The organism is Aneurinibacillus sp. XH2, from assembly GCF_001439585.2.
GTDB classification, from domain to species: Bacteria; Bacillota; Bacilli; order Aneurinibacillales; family Aneurinibacillaceae; genus Aneurinibacillus; species Aneurinibacillus thermoaerophilus.
On sequence record NZ_CP014140.1, the window covers coordinates 3457501 to 3474537 of the forward strand.

Here is a 17037-nt window from a genome sequence, read left to right on the forward strand (position 1 = left end):
ATCGTTTACGGCGTGGACTACCAGGGTATCTAATCCTGTTTGCTCCCCACGCTTTCGCGCCTCAGCGTCAGTTACAGGCCAGAGAGCCGCCTTCGCCACTGGTGTTCCTCCACATCTCTACGCATTTCACCGCTACACGTGGAATTCCGCTCTCCTCTCCTGCACTCAAGCTCCCCAGTTTCAGATGGCCCTCCACGGTTGAGCCGTGGGCTTTCACACCTGACTTAAGAAGCCGCCTGCGCGCGCTTTACGCCCAATAATTCCGGACAACGCTTGCCCCCTACGTATTACCGCGGCTGCTGGCACGTAGTTAGCCGGGGCTTTCTCGTCAGGTACCGTCAGACCGGGAGGTCATCCCGGCGGTTCTTCCCTGACAACAGAGTTTTACGATCCGAAGACCTTCCTCACTCACGCGGCGTTGCTCCGTCAGACTTTCGTCCATTGCGGAAGATTCCCTACTGCTGCCTCCCGTAGGAGTCTGGGCCGTGTCTCAGTCCCAGTGTGGCCGTTCACCCTCTCAGGTCGGCTACGCATCGTCGCCTTGGTAGGCCGTTACCCCACCAACTAGCTAATGCGCCGCAGGCCCATCTGTACGCGGCTCAAAAGCCTTTCCATGCCGAACCATGCGGTTCGGCATCCTATCCGGTATTAGCTCCGGTTTCCCGGAGTTATCCCGGTCGTACAGGCAGGTTGCCTACGTGTTACTCACCCGTCCGCCGCTAACCTCAGGAATGCAAGCACTCCATCGGTTCGCTCGACTTGCATGTATTAGGCACGCCGCCAGCGTTCGTCCTGAGCCAGGATCAAACTCTCCAAAAAAGATGAAGATTGATACGCAAGCTCGTAAGCTAGCTCATAAAGTAAAGAATGTTTTTCGGGCCCCATAAAAGTGCCTGAAATCAACTTTGAAGCTGACCTTCACTTTCATGGGATATTTACCTCGCACACAAACGAGTGTCACTGTTCAGTTTTCAAGGGACTTCTTTTATTTCGCCTCTTTTTAGCGGCGACTTTTTCATTCTATTATATCTAAAAATAAATTGCAAGCACTTTTTTTAAAAAGTTTTTTGTAATATCTAATGGGCCTAGGCTGACTTGAACAGCCGACCTCACGCTTATCAGGCGTGCGCTCTAACCAACTGAGCTATAGGCCCAAAATCTATGTATGGAGGATAGGAATCGAACTCACGTATTCAGCTTGAAAGGCTGATGTTCTACTATTGAACAATACTTACAAAAAACAATTCAATCGCTTTTCATAGAAAAACGTGGTCGGGAAGACAGGATTTGAACCTGCGACCCCCTGGTCCCAAACCAGGTGCTCTACCAAGCTGAGCCACTTCCCGAAATAAATGGCGTGCCCGGAGAGACTCGAACTCCCAACCTTCTGATTCGTAGTCAGACACTCTATCCGGTTGAGCTACGGGCACGAAATACCTTTGCACTTATATCAATGGTGCCGAGGACCGGAATCGAACCGGTACGGTAGTCGCCTACCGCAGGATTTTAAGTCCTGTGCGTCTGCCAGTTCCGCCACCCCGGCATAAAAAAAGAGCCTTTGCTCTTATATTATAGATGGAGCGGACAACGAGACTCGAACTCGCGACCCCAACCTTGGCAAGGTTGTGCTCTACCAACTGAGCTATGTCCGCATGAAAATGGTGAGCCATACTGGACTCGAACCAGTGACACCCTGATTAAAAGTCAGGTGCTCTACCAACTGAGCTAATGGCTCCAACAAACAACAAAGATGACCTGATATCGCAAACGCCACAGAATTTCGCGGTTATTTACGATAAAAATGGCTGGGGTACCTGGATTCGAACCAGGGAATGACGGAGTCAAAGTCCGTTGCCTTACCGCTTGGCGATACCCCAACTTCAATGGTGGAGGGGGACGGATTCGAACCGCCGAACCCAGAGGGAGCGGATTTACAGTCCGCCGCGTTTAGCCACTTCGCTACCCCTCCATATTCCCCATCTGATTATAATTAATAGCTTGTCCAACTATCTATGGTCAAAAAATGGTGGCTCGGGACGGAATCGAACCGCCGACACGAGGATTTTCAGTCCTCTGCTCTACCAACTGAGCTACCGAGCCAAATTACCATATATTAAAAAAAATAAAATGGCGGAGCCGACGGGACTCGAACCCGCGACCTCCGGAGTGACAGTCCGGCGTGAACTCCAACTTCACCACGGCTCCGCATCAAAAATGGTGCCGGCGAAAGGAATCGAACCCTCAACCCCCTGATTACAAGTCAGGTGCTCTGCCAGTTGAGCTACACCGGCATATTATTTGCTTTCTTTTTCAAGGAATGGATAGATGGTGGAGGGTGACGGGATCGAACCGCCGACCCTCTGCTTGTAAGGCAGATGCTCTCCCAGCTGAGCTAACCCTCCAGATGGTGACCCGTAGGGGATTCGAACCCCTGAATGCCAGCGTGAAAGGCTGGTGAGTTAAGCCACTTCTCCAACGGGCCACAATGGCTCCGCAGGCCGGACTCGAACCAGCGACCGATCGGTTAACAGCCGATTGCTCTACCGACTGAGCTACTGCGGAATGAATAACAAATTATGAAACAATCCAACTGCTCCTTCATCCTTAAGAAGTATTAGCAGTGACGTTTTTTAATATATCATGTACAAACCAAGATAGCAAGTACTTTTTTAAAACGAATGAGCAATTTATAAATAAAAATTTGCAGATAAATTAAGTAACGCTCAATTTTACTACTGAACTACGTTTGGTGTACCGGTTCGCATAGCAGGAAGCTACGTAAGAATCGGGTTTAATTTTTGCTTCAATTCCCATGGCCTGAATCCTTCCCACCATCTCTTTAATTAATTCTTTTGTCGATCCCTGTTTTCCTATATCTAAGTGAATCGACATGGTAAAATCCGCACCTTTTTCCACATATGGCAATAATACGTCCGAAATCTTGGCAATCATCTCCGGCGTTATATAATAAGCAATCTCTTGACTCAGCGAAGTCTCCAGTGATATTTTCTCCCGTAGGCTCTCAATACGCCTTGGTACGATACAGTCGCGCAGACAGCCCCAAGCTCCTTTTCCAATGCGGTGAATTAACACAGCGGACGTAAATTTTGTATATGTCTGATACGCGTGCGAGTCTGTACCGATAGCCATGGAATACCGTGCCAGCGGATCATATGCAATAAAATGCAGGATACGCTCAAAAACTTCGTCAAAACTAAAAAATCTTTCACTCATGTTATAAAACACACCTTGCTTATAAGCCCGTTTCGTTTCCATTGTATCCCTCCTATCTTCCGTTCCTTACATTTATTGTTGCTTTATTTCAAGAAAATAAAAAGACCATCTCACATGTATGAGATAGTCCTGTTATTACCTTATCGTCGCTTCAGCGTTTTTATACGTGTTTTTCACGGAAAGGAACGCGGTAAACATACGGCGGATACAGCACGGCATAAAGATGACCATTTCCTTACATTTCATATCTTCACCGAGCATGCCGCCATCCCCTTTCCTTTGTTTTTTAATTATATTTATTGTACCACTAATACGAAACAATTCCAGTGGAAAAAGTTATAAAATTTCGTAAATTTTATGCGAATTTTTTGTTTAACCTCTAAAACGTGGTTCCCGCTTTTCCACAAAGGCTGCTACACCTTCAGGAAAGTCGATCGGGTCAATGTACTGTGGATATCCGCGGTGTCCAAATGCTACTTCCGTGAACGGCACACAACGTGCTACCGCTTCTTTTGCTGCTTGAAGCGAATTCATAGAAGCACGAGCGATTTTCTGTGCTAATTCCAATACAAAGCTTTCTGCGTTCTCCTCCTCAACAAGATAATTTAACAAGCCAAGTCTGTACGCCTCCTCACCTGTAAATGAACGCCCTGTAAAAATCAAATCCTTCGTCCGGCTCGGCCCGATTAAATTAACTAGACGCTGGGAGAAACGCTGGCTAATCGTAATTCCCAATTTTCCAATTGGTATCCCCAACAACGCATTAGGCGTTCCCACACGTAAATCGCAGGAAAGCGCCAGCTCCAGACCTGCTCCCATCGCCGGGCCATTGATAAATGCAATTGTCGGAATACGTAAATACTCGAACGAAGAAATGGCATCTTCCATTAAAACAAATGCTTCATTCGCTTCCTCAATCGTCATTTTATGAAACGCTTTAATGTCGGAACCAACTGTAAACTGCGGTCCTTCCCCCCGCAAAATTGCCGTTTTGATTTTTTTGTTTTTTTCTATTTTCTTCCCAATATCTGCGAGCACCTTCCACATCTCGGGTGTCATAGCGTTCTTGGATTGCGGCCGTTTAATGGTTACGATCGCTAATCCTGCCGTCTCCTGCCAAACAATTTTTGCTCCATCTTCAAAGCGACTAATTTCTAACTTCAAATGATCACCTCATTATTTGCTTGTATTCAGCTGTGAATAACTTTTAAACAAGACACTTCCTTAAATATCTAAATTCATTATAATTCTTATTTATTCAAACTGTAAGACTAGACAAATGAATTGTCTATATGTAATTTATAAATAATGAAAATTTTTAGAAAAAATTGTAGGGAGGTTGCTATGGAAGTCTTCGAAAAGTTTCTATCGGAAGTAAGTACTATCGTATGGGGCCCGCCCTTGCTCATTCTGCTTGTAGGAACAGGAATTTATCTAACGTTCCGCCTATCATTCTTGCAATTTACCGAACTTCCTCACGCTTTAAAGCTCGCTTTCTCCAAAAATCAAGATCAAAAATCGGAGGGCGATATTTCTCATTTTCAGTCTCTAATGACCGCTTTATCGGCGACGATTGGTACGGGTAATATCGCCGGGGTCGCAACTGCTGTCGTAGCCGGGGGGCCGGGCGCCGTATTCTGGATGTGGATTACGGCCATTTTCGGCATGGCTACCAAGTATTCAGAAGCTATTCTTGCCGTTAAATACCGTATCAACGGCAAAAACGGCGAAATGTCTGGCGGTCCAATGTACTACATTGAACGTGGATTAGGCTGGAAATGGCTTGCTGTCTGCTTCGCGCTGCTTGGTTCGTTCGCCGCGTTCGGTATCGGAAGCTCCGTGCAATCCAACTCAGTTGCCGAATCCGTAAAAGCCAGCTTTGGCATCAGTCCTTGGATTACAGGTCCCGTCCTCACCGTTCTTACTGCGCTCGTCATTCTTGGCGGAATTAAAAGTATCGGACGTGCAGCAAGTATTATCGTCCCTTTTATGGCAATTGTCTATGTTCTTGGTGGACTTATTGTTATTCTTACTAACGTTGATAAATTACCAGGTGCAATTGGACTTATTTTTACCGATGCATTTACCGGCCAAGCCATGGCAGGAGGCGCTATCGGCACCGTCATTCGTTACGGTGTAGCGCGCGGCGTATTTTCCAACGAAGCAGGTATGGGCTCCGCACCAATCGCGGCAGCAGCGGCCAAAACTGACCATCCAGGGCGTCAGGCACTTGTCTCAATGACCGGAACGTTTCTTGACACCATTGTTGTATGTTCGATCACTGGTATTGCTCTGGTTATGAGCGGCCTGTATACAAATAAAGGTTTGGAAGGCGCCGCCTTAACCACGGAAGCATTCAATCAAATGCTGCCGGGGCCGGGCGGATGGATCGTTACTATCGGTCTGATCTTCTTTGCCTACTCTACTATTCTTGGATGGTCGTATTACGGAGAAAAATGTTTTGGGTATCTTTTCGGCACGAAAGCGATTTTCGGCTACCGGCTTATATATACGTTTACCGTTTTCCTTGGAGCGGTGGCCAAGCTTGGACTCGTATGGTCCATCGCCGATATTTTAAACGGTCTCATGGCTTTGCCAAACTTAATCGGCCTGCTCGCCCTGTCGGGTGTGGTTGTGGCTGAATCCCGACACTACAGTAAATACGTAAAACACACATCTCCTGATTCCATACCGAAACAAGCAGACGCTTAACCAGATGAAAAGAGAGGCTGTTAGGCCTCTCTTTTCATCCTGTTTCACACCGATTGTTCCTCGAGTTCAGCAATCATTTCCTTATTTAGAATTTACCTACCCACGTTCTTATCCCAAAATCCACACTAGCCTTACACAGTATCTCAAGTACCCATAGCATGGAACGGAACATTACAAAAAAGGCGCCTGTCAACTTCTGCCCTTATCCCTTCACTACAAGATCCAGCTTCCCGGTTTCCGGATGGATAACCAGGCCATGTACCGCACTATGTGGTGGAAATAGCGGATGTTTCTTAATATTATACACCGTCTGCTTAACACTCTCTGCTACACTATTAAAACCGGTCAGCCACTTATCCAATTCGATACCAGCATGCTGGAGCGTTTCTATTCTGTCCTCCGAGATACCGCTTTGCTTCATTTTTTCAAGCACAGAGCCGGGCTTCAAACTTGTCATTCCGCAATCATGATGACCAACGACAAACACTTCTTTCGCCTGCAGTTCATATACCGCTACCAAAATGCTTCTCATAATACTTCCAAAAGGATGCGTTACCATTGCACCTGCATTTTTAATAATCTTCGCATCACCATTTCGCAAGTTCATAGCGCGCGGCAAAAGCTCGATAAGTCGTGTATCCATACATGTCAAAATAACAATGCCTTTATCGGGATATTTTGTCGTTCGGAATTCTTCATATTTTTTATTTTCCACAAAATTACGATTATACTCCATAATTTCTGCTAATACAGACATTACGTTTCCCCCTACTCCACTCAAATAAGTGCTTTCATTTCATTATAACGTATACGATTTCATTCCACCATCGGACAAGTGTTTTTCCACTGTAGCGCATAGTGGTATAACAAAAAGCAAAAGGAACGGTTATGCCGAATATAAAAAGAAGAAATATCATATCGTCTGCGAGCCGGCTCATATACAACAAGCAGGCGGTGGCGCATTTTCCCGCGCAAATAAGCAAGAAATACCTGAGCTGCTTCGGATTCGCGCAATGTTACATACGCGTAAAGCGAATGGCTTACTGGATCATCCAATTCGCTAACACCCGCACATGAATATTCCGTCACAATTCCCATACTGTTAAGCAAAGAAAGCGCGGGAAACAATTCAACATCCACTTCGTCATTTAAAAAAGGAAGGGTCAGCTTTTCCTTTTTTATGCCCTTTTCTCTTTGTTCCCACTCTTCTACTTCACGTCTTCTTCGCCACCAGCGTTCTTTTGTATGGGACGAGAGCACTTGCTCTTGTTCGATGCACTTATCAGGCTCCTTCATCATTTGTCCCCCTTTTACTGTACACGTCCACGGTGAACTACATCGCCAATGAATTGGCGAGCTTCGGATTCCCAATGAATGTATGTTGATTCCATCGGTACATCAATCACCGGCGTGTCCAACGCCACTACTGCTGGATACGGTTCCCTGATCCGACACAGATACTTGCGTAAGATATTGTAAACCCCTACACAATCAGCGTTAAATACTTTACTTCAATGTATAGCCCACGATATTCACAGTTCTTTCCTTCTGTATACTTTTTAGAAACGCTCACGCTATAGAGAGTACCATTTTCTTTCGACCAGTTTCTTCGCTCGTAATTGCCGACTTTAATACGAACATACATTCCTACCTTTTTTAAAATAAAATTATTAAGACACCATAGTTGTTAGTGAAAAGCAATAAAATAAAAAAGAGACCGCTTAGTGCTGGTAACACCAAGACGGTCATGCACAACAGACGTCCCACAAGGCGGCTCATACTGGAATGAATAGAAATAGGTTCCCCGCTATGACCAGTGTTGCAAATGCAATTATTAACAGCGATGCTTCAAAGCCCCGTACTCTATCTAGTTAGCTGCTAAAAAATCCACCACTGGAAAAGAAACTGCGCCTCTTATGTTTCCTTTTGTAATGAGAATGGCCGTAATGAGAGTGATCATAATGGGACGGATGATGGTGGGAACGGTGATAGTGATCACTACTACTGTAACGATGATAACCATACTTTTTCCGACCCATCAGCGTTTTTAATAAGTCTTTAAAAAGCGACATAATAATCGTATCTCCTTTGTTAGCAGATTACCTTCCTATACGAAAAAGTATATGTCAGGTTGCAATAAAAAAATTTCCAAACAAATAACAGGAATAGATCGCTCATTTCCAAAGGAGTCTACAAATAATATCTACCTCGCTCCCACGATCGAACCGATTACAAACTAAGCAAAAACATGCGTAGGCTTCTCTATGCTATAAGCCTGCATTTGTCCCAACATTGTTTCTTTCGCTTTTTCTAATCAATTCCTGATGACGCGTCTCCGATCCTAGCATAACTACTGCCAGCACACCAATCGCAATAAAATAACGGCAAAAAACATGCAATGCTTGCTCAACAAGGAGCGGCGCTATAATTCCGCCAATACGTCTGAATGACGCGCCATTCCCGGCAATTTCCCGCTTTCAAAAAAATTAAACAAACGTTTAAAAACCAACGGCCCTTGTCCACTCGTCAGCTACGAAGAAAATTTTTACCTTGGAAAGCAAAAATTCTGCATAAAATCTCGATATGATATTTATTTCAACAAAAAAGCGTGTAAACCTTGTACCTTCCGTACTTTGTCTACACGCTCAAGGGCCGTTATAGTAACGGCTCTTCCACTTTATAAAGTTTTCATTCCAGGCTTCCAGTTGGCCGGGCAAAGACCGCCTGCTTGTAATGCTTGAAGTACGCGCAGCGTCTCGTCTACAGAACGCCCTACATTGTCGTCCGTAACTACTTGGTATTTCAATTCGCCTTCCGGATCGATGATAAACAATCCGCGCTGAGCAACTCCCTGTTCTTCAACCAGAACCCCATAATCATGGGAGACTTTATGAGTCAGGTCGGCTGCGAGCGGGAAATTAAGCTTGCCAAGACCGTTTTGCTCCCTTGGCGTGTTAATCCATGCACGGTGCGTATATACGGAGTCTGTCGATACACCAAGAATATCTGCATCAAGTTCGGCAAACTGCTCATATGCATCGCTGAGTGCGGTAATTTCTGTCGGACATACAAACGTGAAATCCATCGGGTAAAAGAACAGAACCAACCACTTGCCGCGATAGTCTTCTAAAGATACCTTTCCAAAATCTTCACCGTTTCCTAAAACTGTTTCCATTGTAAAAGTTGGAGCTTTCTTACCTACAAGACGATCTGCCATTATTAATACCTCCATTTAAGTTTTCATTTCTTATATGAAATAATTATAAATAGAAATATAAAACAAGTCAATAATGTTTTCTAATAAAAATTATATTCAATTTATATAGGGTTTTATCTGAACAAATAAAAAACCACAGCTCAATGCATTCTGTATTCCTTATTTATACTCTGTTCTATCCTTATCACTTCCCGCACATACCACAGCAACAGATCCAATCCAGCAGGAATAGGCAACGTGCGCAGAAAAAGTGATTAATACAAAAAGAAAGACCTTGAAGAAAATATCATTCCCTCAAGGCCTGCGATGGAACTACAAAATCCAGTTTTAAGCAATTGTATTTCTCAAAACCCGTAACTTCTCAATTTCAACTTCAACGACATCACCTGACTTCAAAAAACGGGGAGGTTCAAATCCCATACCAACACCTTCAGGTGTTCCAGTTGCGATCATATCACCAGGTTTTATTGTTATACCCTTAGGAAATGCCGACGGGAATCCTCTGCCTCGAAAGATATAGGGGAGTGTTTTTGGACAAAAATACCCCCCCTCGAAAATCCAAGAGATTTATGACTGATTCCCGCATCATTACTTCATTTGTTTTATCATGCTATTGTTAGTTTCTACATGTTTACTTTTAGGATAAGCCTTTCTTTCTCCGTTCACTTCAATTTGAATTATTTTCCCGTTATAAGACTGGTAAGAATACTCAGTTTCTGGTTCGTCAACAAACGTAACTTTAACTAAGACTCCCATGTCCCCTCCTTTTGTATGTACGCTTTCTACTTTTTTTATATCACTCTCTTTGTAGTTTTTATCTTTCACTAAATACTCCATTGTTTTTTGTTGTATTTCTTGAAGGGAATGGTCGTATTGAAATTTTAAAAATAATCCTCCTCCGATAAGAATTAATAATACAAAAACAATTACAATAAATTTACTTTTCATTTTTCCTCCTAATGAAGATTTTTCAAATAAAGGAAATAATAATACATATATTACACAAGAAAGAGTATTATATCTCCCGGATTTTCCGGGAGATTTCAAGTTAGAAAAGGAATTATAAATAGGCAACACGCAGCTGATAGTAAAAAGAAGATTGTTGTTGCTTTAGGGAGGCGATTTTTATTCCCTTTATACCAGCCTAAAAACTGTAATTTATTTCTATACAGAATAAAAATAATAAGCAGGTTTGCAATACTGGTTAATACTAGGTAAAGATTACTTTCTACATTTACACCAAGTGCGACATATACACTTCTTTCTAAAATCCATAGTATGGCGTTTCCAATAACCAAAACTAAAACAACACGTATTAGCTCTAATAAAGTCCACATATTTCTCCTTTTAGTATACATTGATTTCTATAATTTTGATTATATTACAAAAATAATATAAAAATAAAATATTATGAATAATAGTACACAACTGGCAGTGAAAATGATAACGATTTTTTCCGTACCAGCGAGGCTGCTCAAGAGCAAGTTTGTTCTTTAAACAACAGAAAAGAATGTTCTTGGGACGGCAGGTCTTCCTGTTACATACGTGGTCTCAGGAATATTAGGACAATCTAAAAACGTTAACACATGTTGTAAAACAGGGTCTTTGATTGCGAACATTGCATGATTATTTTCTGCTTCTGAAGCAAAAGCAGCAGAGAAAATCGGTTTCCTTGCGCTGCAAGACTTACAGGAACGTTGGTCTACCCGCAAGCTAAAGGGATTCGCCTCGGCTTATATGGCATTGCAAGACAAATTTAAACAAAAATATGGAGAGTAGAATCAACTCCCTATTTACATTGTAAAAAATAGGAGAGAATTTTTAATAAAATTCCCTCTATATAATGGTAATGCATGTAAATTTGTGACCTCTTTTTCTTGAAAGATTAACAAGCGATCGGTTATAGGAGTACGAGTTTCAAAATTCATTTACACAACTCGGTTATAGTATAATTTCATAATTAATCCACTTTTGGTTAGTATTCATACCGCCCATCTTATCATAAAGAGATTGTGCTACATAATTATCAACTGCTGTCTTCCAGGACATGGTGCTAAAGTTATTTTCCCTTGTATAACTTAAGCAAAATTTAAAAAGTTCTTCTCCAAATTCTTGTTTCCTGTAGTCGCTATCAATATACAAGTCGTTAAGTATAGCTATTTTAGCAACCTTAGTCGTGCTAAATGTATAATACAAAGTCGCAAAGCCAGCAGATTTATTGTCCACCTGGATCATAAATTGTTTTCCCATCTGGGGATTTTCAAGAAGATATAATACGTGATTTGTTAAATTTTCATCTGTGGGTTAGGGACACTTATAAAAATCCACTATGTACTTTAACATTAATTTTTTTAATTCTGGCAACATTTCTTCGGTTACTTCTTTGATTTTAAAGGTTGGTACATTCATTCTATCTTCCCCCTGTTACCGTTTATTTTAGATTTTACCCTTATTCAAATATCTCTTTTTACTATATACATTCCAATTGACAGTTTAACAGCCAATACGACGTAGTACTCGTTCTGGACAAGATTGTGCATTTTTCAAATTTATATCTTGTGTGTTTTCCTGTGCAAATACACAAATAGGTGAAAGTAACATTGTCCCAGCCGTAATTTTAGAAATACTCCCCTTTTTATAAATTTATATACAAAATATGATGATATAACATCACGAATTTTCTCTTTTGTATAAAGAGTTAAAAATAAAATATTAAAACTATTTTATTCGTTTACTTAAAACATGTGTAATTAAAATCGAAACAATAAATATAACAAATAATAGGATAAACTGTATAATGGATGAAATTGTACTTAATCCAGAAGGAATAATTTTTATCAATTTTTCACATTCGCCAACAAAATCACCTTACAAAAAAACACACGTTCGGAGTTATTTCCATTTTACTCCATAACGTGTGTTTTTTTAAACGACTTTTTTATTGCTCGATAACATTTGTAGCTTTGGAGCAAGGTTTAATCATTTTGTTCCCGTTCTAAAACAAAAGCACTCTGATTAGTAGGATAATACAGTGTTTTTAAAACAGCATCCAATTTTTAATATCAAAATGTACTTTTAAAGCAATACAAATATCGTAAACACAATAGCTAACACCATACGATAATATGCAAAAGGTGTTAACCCCAATTTTTCAAGTATCCTTAAGAACGTTACAACTGCCAGCATTGCCACAACAAAGGAAGTAACGAAACCTACTGCAAACATTGGTATATCACTTGTACTTAAGTAATTCCAACTTTTTAGTAAGTCCAAGCCTGTTGCTCCAATCATAATAGGAATAGCAATTAAAAATGAAAATTCTGATGCTGTTTTATAACTAGCTCTTGCCAATAATCCACCAGAGATCGTTGCCCCTGCCCTTGAAAAACCAGGATATACTGATAGACATTGAAATAAGCCAATTGTTAATGCCTGTCGATAAGTTAAGTCATCTAAGGAATAGGAGGCAGGTTTAAGTTTCTTCTTTTCTGCAATAATCATAAGAATAGCCCCTGCTACGAGTCCGATCACCACAGTGTTTGGACGAAATAAATAGTTTTTTATGACATCATGCAACAATAAACCAGCGATTACCGCAGGGAAAACACCTAGTATGATGTGTATTGCATTGAATTTCTTTTCTTTCTTTAAAATGGGCTTAATATTAAATAAAGAAACGAGACGCTTGCGATATAAGATGGAGATAGCCAGTATTGCCCCTAACTGTATAACAATTTCGAACGTTTTTGATCTTTCATCTTCAAAACCCAATAAATGGCCAACTAATATTAGATGACCTGTAGAAGAAATCGGTAAAAACTCAGCTAAACCTTCAACAATTCCTAATATAAAGGCAATTAATAGATCGTTTATCATTCATCATTTCTCTCCTGGATACATTCATGTAGTTATGATTCTTCAATGAATATCCACCTTTTTAAAGTAGACGATGGTTGCAATCAATCCAATGATAAATGTAGCAAAAATAGCAATATAAGAAACTTCCGCAGGGTAAGTCGGTTGAAGGGTATCATTTGCAATATCTCCTGCTGCTGCCCACGGAAACAATCCCCTATGTTCCGAATTTCCACTCATAACGTTTATCAAGGTGATCACGATTGTAAAAATAATGGTTGGTACATAATTCTTCATGACAACTGCTACAAGTACAATTGGAGTTGATAATATAAAAAGAAGGAGCCCGCCTGTCATAAAATTCCCCAAAGACTTAACGATTAATAAGGGACTTAAACCTTGAAACTGTCCTAATACCCCTAAAAATAAAGTTAATCCCCAGGCAACGAAAGTTAGGAACATGATCCACATGAATAGGATGATTAATTTGCTCATAATAAGGCTTATTCGTGACACGGGGATGGTTAAAAGGTTTTTCAAAGTATCTTCTAAATATTCACGGTTAAAAAGATAGGCTGAAACGACTCCATATAAAGGAACACCGATTAATAAAACCGTATACAAATTCGTTTCGGAAAAAAGCTCAGGAAATGTAATGATCTGATGTGAATCCTCAGTCTTCATATAAATATAGGATGCAACTACCACCATAAAGGGGGCTACCGCTGCTCCGAGAACGCTAATGAGGAACATCTTAGAGCGTTTTAACTTTAATAGTTCCGTATATAATAAATTAATCAATTGTACCACCCCCAACTAATTTGGTAAAGTAGTCTTCTAATTTGTCTTCGCTCATTGTAATCTTGTATACTTCAATATCATTTTGCACAAATAATTTATTGATTTTTCCCTGTTGTCCGAGATGCGAATAGACGCGGATATTTCCTTCTTCATGAACTTCATAATCAAAAATATGAAAATTCTTCTCTAGGAGCATCACTGCTTTATTGTCGTTAGATACTTGAAACTCTATGTATCTACAATTTCTTTTCCTTAGTTCATCAGCTGTTATCTCTTCTAGGAGCTTTCCTTCATGAATGATCCCCATTGTATCTGCCAACTGTTCTATTTCTGATAAAATATGGCTCGAAATTAATATGGTAATCTTTCTTTCTTCAGCCAATGATTTAATAAGGTGCCGTATTTCCTTAATGCCAATCGGATCCAATCCATTAGTAGGTTCATCTAATATTAATAGTTCGGGATAATGGAGAAGAGCCCTGGCAATCCCTAATCTTTGCTTCATTCCTAAAGAATATTTATCCACGAGCTTTTTCGTCTCATTTTGAAGTCCTACAATTTCCAGCACTTCTTCAATAGCATTTCTCTTGTGAACGCCCATAATTTTAGCATTAATGAGTAAATTTTCTTTTGCCGTAAGATTTCCATAAAAACCAGGCACTTCAACCATTGACCCGATTCTCCTTAAAATCTCCTTCTGATTTTTAAACAAATCTTCTCCAAATATTTCAATTTTTCCAGAGGTAGGTTTAATCAACCCTAATAACATTCTGATCGTAGTCGTTTTCCCCGCACCATTTCGGCCAAGAAAACCGTAAATCTCTCCTTGATTTACAGTCATATTAACATGATCGACTGATACTTGGTTGTCATACTTCTTTGTTAGATTGGCCGTTTTTATGATTACACTCAATATGATGCACCCTCTTTCAGTAAACTTAGTTACATTATAAGAAGGCTTTTTTAATTGCTTCTTATCTGTTTCTTAACTATTTCTTAAAATCCGTTCGAGTGCTTATGTTTTGGTACTGAAAAACCAAACGTAGTTTTTTCCCACGGACTACTCTCTACCCATATTGTTCCACCGTTTTTCTCTACAAGCGCTTTTGCAATAGAAAGGCCTAGGCCACTCCCCCCATGAAAAGAACTTCTGGCTTGATCACCTCGATACATTCTTTCAAACACGAATTCAAGATCCTTTTTTGGAATACCAGGTCCCTGATCCCAAATAAGCAAATGATATTCGTCCGTTTTTTCTATAAGCTCTACCCCTAAGATGTTTCCATCTCTCCCATATTCCAATGCGTTCTTGATTAAATTCCGAATGATGCGGATAAGACTCAAACGATCCGCCATGACAAAACATTTTTTTTCAGGGATATTTAAATGTAGCTGTACATGATCATTCTTCAATTTAGGCAAAAACTCAATTAATGTTTCTCTGACAAATTCTGATAGATCCAGGGATTCTACTTTCAATGGGATCTCATCAGCGTCAAGCTTTGCCATGACAAAAATTTCATCTATCAATTGCTTTAAATTATTGGATTTCTTAGAGAGAATCTCAAGATATTCACGTTTTTCATCCTCTGAAGCCGCTATATTATCTCGAAGGGCATCAATGTATCCAATAATAGATGCAAGGGGGGTTCGAATATCATGGGATATACTTGAAAGAAGACGTCTTCTGGCTGTATGGAATTTAATTGCTTCAATCTGATTTTTTTCTAATTGTTCAAGTAATTCATTAATTAAAAAAATGACTTCATTCAATAGATGATCGTCCTTAGCTAGTAATCTTGTCTTTAAGTTCCCGTTCATGGCTCGTCTTAACTCCTCAACGATGTGCTTTAACCTTTTACGAGAATGAAGTATCTTTATTAAAAGAATGAACGTCACAGAAAATAAGAAAATAAATAAAGCCCCATTTAACAGGCCTACCAAACTTTCCTTAATATCTATCAAGAAAAGCCCGGTAATCACTATGAATTGAAGGATAATAAGGAAAATATATTTGTCATGATTCATCTTTTTCACCCATAAACTTATACCCTATACCCCAAATCGTTTGAATAAATTGAGGATTAGAGGGATCTTTTTCTATTTTCTTTCTAAGCTTTCTAATGTGTACCATGACTGTATTGTCATCTTCTATATAATTGCTATTCCAAACATGGCGAAACAGTTGTGTTTTTGTAAATACTTGTTCAGGATGGGAAGCAAAAAACTTCAGGAGTTCAAATTCCTTAGCCGTTAATGATATTTCTTCACCGTCTACCGTAACGGTGCATTTTTTCAGATCAATCGTTAAGCCTTTAAATCTTAAAAGAGATTCTTCATGAGAACTGTCATTACTGCCTAATACCAAAAACCTTCTCATAAGAGCCTTGATTCTCGCAACCACTTCATTGATGCTAAAAGGCTTAGTGATATAATCATCTGCTCCTATACTTAAACCTAAAATTTTATCTACCTCGTGATCCTTTGCAGTGAGCATAAGTATAGGCACATTCGTTTTATTTCTAAGTCTTCTGCATACCTCTATACCATCAACTTTCGGCATCATTAGATCTAAGATGATTAAATTGTATGTATTCGTCTCAAATAAAGAAAGGGCCTCCTTTCCATTTGCTGCCACATCTACTTCATACCATTCTCTTTCTAGATATATTTTCAATAAATCTCTAATTTCTTTGTCATCATCAGCTATGAGTACTCGAATATCTTCCATATTTTCACCTATTTCTTATTTTATTAAATTGAGGGTGTTGCAAAACGTATAATCTCTAAATAATGGGCAATAAAAAACCTACCTGTTTGGAAAGAATGGTAAGTACTCAAAAACCCATGAACCAAAGAGGTAGATACTCCCATGATGCCCAATTTTTCTATGGAGCATGCAATGTTTGCAATCAAAGACCCTGTTTTACAACATGCGTTAACGTTTTTAGATTGTCCTAATATTCCTGAGACCACGTATGTAACAGGAAGACCTGCCGTCCCAAGAACATCCATGTTGAAATGTTTCATTATCAAGACGGATTTCGGGATTGCTTCCTTACAGAAGCTTGTTAGGTTCCTTAGTAGTTATCCCTATTGGTGCTGGATAGTTGGACTTCCCTATGTTCCTCATCTTTCAACGTTTTCACGTGCAGCCACCTGGTGGAGAACCGAAGTTTTTTTTCTTCATACAGCTTTTCTCAAAGGTTTGCCTGTTA

General features: G+C 40.1%; 17 protein-coding genes, 15 tRNA genes, 1 rRNA gene and 2 pseudogenes (1 of these 35 only partly in view). 3 read left to right on the forward strand and 32 right to left on the reverse strand.

From position 1 onward, the window contains the following. The 19 genes from ACH33_RS17175 to ACH33_RS17255 form a co-directional block, all read right to left on the reverse strand. Positions 1-819 (reverse strand): 16S ribosomal RNA (locus ACH33_RS17175) (it extends 722 nt beyond the left edge of the window). A 261-nt stretch (positions 820-1080) separates the two neighbouring features. After that, positions 1081-1154, reverse strand: a tRNA-Ile gene (locus tag ACH33_RS17180). 12 nt (positions 1155-1166) lie between these two features. Further along, positions 1167-1227: transfer RNA gene (locus ACH33_RS19560), tRNA-Glu, on the reverse strand. A gap of 42 nt (positions 1228-1269) precedes the next feature. Continuing rightward, positions 1270-1346: transfer RNA gene (locus tag ACH33_RS17185), tRNA-Pro, on the reverse strand. 7 nt (positions 1347-1353) lie between these two features. After that, positions 1354-1430 (reverse strand) — tRNA-Arg (locus tag ACH33_RS17190). Between the two features lie 24 nt (positions 1431-1454). Next, positions 1455-1543, reverse strand: a tRNA-Leu gene (locus ACH33_RS17195). A gap of 33 nt (positions 1544-1576) precedes the next feature. After that, positions 1577-1652, reverse strand: a tRNA-Gly gene (locus ACH33_RS17200). A gap of 7 nt (positions 1653-1659) precedes the next feature. Next, positions 1660-1735, reverse strand: a tRNA-Lys gene (locus ACH33_RS17205). A 67-nt stretch (positions 1736-1802) separates the two neighbouring features. Next, positions 1803-1877, reverse strand: a tRNA-Gln gene (locus ACH33_RS17210). A 7-nt stretch (positions 1878-1884) separates the two neighbouring features. Further along, positions 1885-1969 (reverse strand) — tRNA-Tyr (locus tag ACH33_RS17215). Positions 1970-2024: 55 nt separating this feature from the next. After that, positions 2025-2100 (reverse strand) — tRNA-Phe (locus ACH33_RS17220). Positions 2101-2128: 28 nt separating this feature from the next. After that, positions 2129-2205 (reverse strand) — tRNA-Asp (locus tag ACH33_RS17225). Between the two features lie 10 nt (positions 2206-2215). Beyond that, positions 2216-2291, reverse strand: a tRNA-Thr gene (locus ACH33_RS17230). A gap of 35 nt (positions 2292-2326) precedes the next feature. Further along, positions 2327-2402 (reverse strand) — tRNA-Val (locus tag ACH33_RS17235). A 3-nt stretch (positions 2403-2405) separates the two neighbouring features. Further along, positions 2406-2482: transfer RNA gene (locus ACH33_RS17240), tRNA-Glu, on the reverse strand. A gap of 4 nt (positions 2483-2486) precedes the next feature. Then, positions 2487-2562: transfer RNA gene (locus tag ACH33_RS17245), tRNA-Asn, on the reverse strand. A 150-nt stretch (positions 2563-2712) separates the two neighbouring features. Further along, positions 2713-3276 carry a ribonuclease H-like YkuK family protein gene (locus ACH33_RS17250; RefSeq protein ID WP_057900093.1) on the reverse strand — a complete coding sequence of 188 codons (564 nt, stop codon included), beginning with the start codon at positions 3274-3276 and terminating at the stop codon, positions 2713-2715. Between the two features lie 93 nt (positions 3277-3369). After that, a complete protein-coding gene (locus ACH33_RS20420; protein ID WP_257721580.1) occupies positions 3370-3495 on the reverse strand; it encodes a hypothetical protein in 126 nt (41 codons plus the stop codon). A 111-nt stretch (positions 3496-3606) separates the two neighbouring features. Continuing rightward, positions 3607-4398: an enoyl-CoA hydratase/isomerase family protein gene (locus tag ACH33_RS17255; protein ID WP_057900094.1), complete on the reverse strand. Its 792-nt coding sequence runs from the start codon at positions 4396-4398 to the stop codon at positions 3607-3609. Positions 4399-4578: 180 nt separating this feature from the next. On the opposite strand from ACH33_RS17255, the gene ACH33_RS17260 reads away from it, so the two are divergent. Continuing rightward, the gene (locus tag ACH33_RS17260; RefSeq protein WP_057900095.1) at positions 4579-5946 is read left to right on the forward strand and encodes an alanine/glycine:cation symporter family protein; all 1368 of its coding nucleotides are present in this window, start codon (positions 4579-4581) and stop codon (positions 5944-5946) included. A gap of 202 nt (positions 5947-6148) precedes the next feature. Here ACH33_RS17260 and ACH33_RS17265 read toward each other — a convergent pair whose 3' ends face one another. The 7 genes from ACH33_RS17265 to ACH33_RS17285 all read right to left on the reverse strand — a co-directional run bounded on the left by ACH33_RS17265 (position 6149) and on the right by ACH33_RS17285 (position 10500). Beyond that, positions 6149-6703, reverse strand: a complete 555-nt coding sequence (locus ACH33_RS17265; RefSeq protein WP_057900096.1) for a beta-class carbonic anhydrase — start codon at positions 6701-6703, stop codon at positions 6149-6151. 59 nt (positions 6704-6762) lie between these two features. Beyond that, on the reverse strand, positions 6763-7245 hold the full coding sequence (locus ACH33_RS17270; protein ID WP_236781922.1) for a hypothetical protein: 483 nt from the start codon (positions 7243-7245) through the stop codon (positions 6763-6765). A 572-nt stretch (positions 7246-7817) separates the two neighbouring features. Beyond that, positions 7818-8018, reverse strand: a complete 201-nt coding sequence (locus ACH33_RS19915) for a hypothetical protein (RefSeq protein ID WP_082706125.1) — start codon at positions 8016-8018, stop codon at positions 7818-7820. A 605-nt stretch (positions 8019-8623) separates the two neighbouring features. After that, on the reverse strand, positions 8624-9163 hold the full coding sequence (locus ACH33_RS17275) for a peroxiredoxin (protein WP_057900098.1): 540 nt from the start codon (positions 9161-9163) through the stop codon (positions 8624-8626). A 327-nt stretch (positions 9164-9490) separates the two neighbouring features. Then, positions 9491-9730 (reverse strand): fumarylacetoacetate hydrolase family protein, encoded by a 240-nt coding sequence (locus ACH33_RS20620; RefSeq protein WP_412674557.1) that lies wholly within the window; start codon positions 9728-9730, stop codon positions 9491-9493. A gap of 21 nt (positions 9731-9751) precedes the next feature. Continuing rightward, complete coding sequence (locus ACH33_RS17280; protein ID WP_057900099.1) at positions 9752-10111, reverse strand: DUF3139 domain-containing protein; 360 nt, start codon at positions 10109-10111, stop codon at positions 9752-9754. A 95-nt stretch (positions 10112-10206) separates the two neighbouring features. After that, complete coding sequence (locus ACH33_RS17285; RefSeq protein ID WP_057900100.1) at positions 10207-10500, reverse strand: hypothetical protein; 294 nt, start codon at positions 10498-10500, stop codon at positions 10207-10209. A 310-nt stretch (positions 10501-10810) separates the two neighbouring features. Here ACH33_RS17285 and ACH33_RS20255 point away from each other — a divergent pair. After that, positions 10811-10942, forward strand: a pseudogene (locus tag ACH33_RS20255) (IS256 family transposase); the annotation flags it as partial. A gap of 162 nt (positions 10943-11104) precedes the next feature. Here ACH33_RS20255 and ACH33_RS17290 read toward each other — a convergent pair. The 6 genes from ACH33_RS17290 to ACH33_RS17315 all read right to left on the reverse strand — a co-directional run bounded on the left by ACH33_RS17290 (position 11105) and on the right by ACH33_RS17315 (position 16550). Next, positions 11105-11413, reverse strand: coding sequence for a GNAT family N-acetyltransferase (locus ACH33_RS17290; RefSeq protein ID WP_322787685.1), 309 nt, complete (start codon positions 11411-11413; stop codon positions 11105-11107). A gap of 825 nt (positions 11414-12238) precedes the next feature. Beyond that, positions 12239-13036: an undecaprenyl-diphosphate phosphatase gene (gene bacA / locus ACH33_RS17295; RefSeq protein WP_057900449.1), complete on the reverse strand. Its 798-nt coding sequence runs from the start codon at positions 13034-13036 to the stop codon at positions 12239-12241. Between the two features lie 45 nt (positions 13037-13081). Then, positions 13082-13819: an ABC transporter permease gene (locus tag ACH33_RS17300; RefSeq protein WP_057900101.1), complete on the reverse strand. Its 738-nt coding sequence runs from the start codon at positions 13817-13819 to the stop codon at positions 13082-13084. Next, a complete protein-coding gene (locus tag ACH33_RS17305; RefSeq protein ID WP_057900102.1) occupies positions 13812-14732 on the reverse strand; it encodes an ABC transporter ATP-binding protein in 921 nt (306 codons plus the stop codon). Before ACH33_RS17305 ends, ACH33_RS17300 begins: the two co-directional genes overlap by 8 nt. A gap of 83 nt (positions 14733-14815) precedes the next feature. Then, complete coding sequence (locus ACH33_RS17310; RefSeq protein WP_057900103.1) at positions 14816-15847, reverse strand: sensor histidine kinase; 1032 nt, start codon at positions 15845-15847, stop codon at positions 14816-14818. Next, positions 15837-16550, reverse strand: a complete 714-nt coding sequence (locus ACH33_RS17315; protein WP_057900104.1) for a response regulator transcription factor — start codon at positions 16548-16550, stop codon at positions 15837-15839. Before ACH33_RS17315 ends, ACH33_RS17310 begins: the two co-directional genes overlap by 11 nt. 171 nt (positions 16551-16721) lie before the next feature. On the opposite strand from ACH33_RS17315, the pseudogene ACH33_RS20425 reads away from it, so the two are divergent. After that, positions 16722-16973 (forward strand): annotated as a pseudogene (locus ACH33_RS20425) (transposase); the annotation flags it as partial. Between the last annotated feature and the right edge of the window lie 64 nt (positions 16974-17037).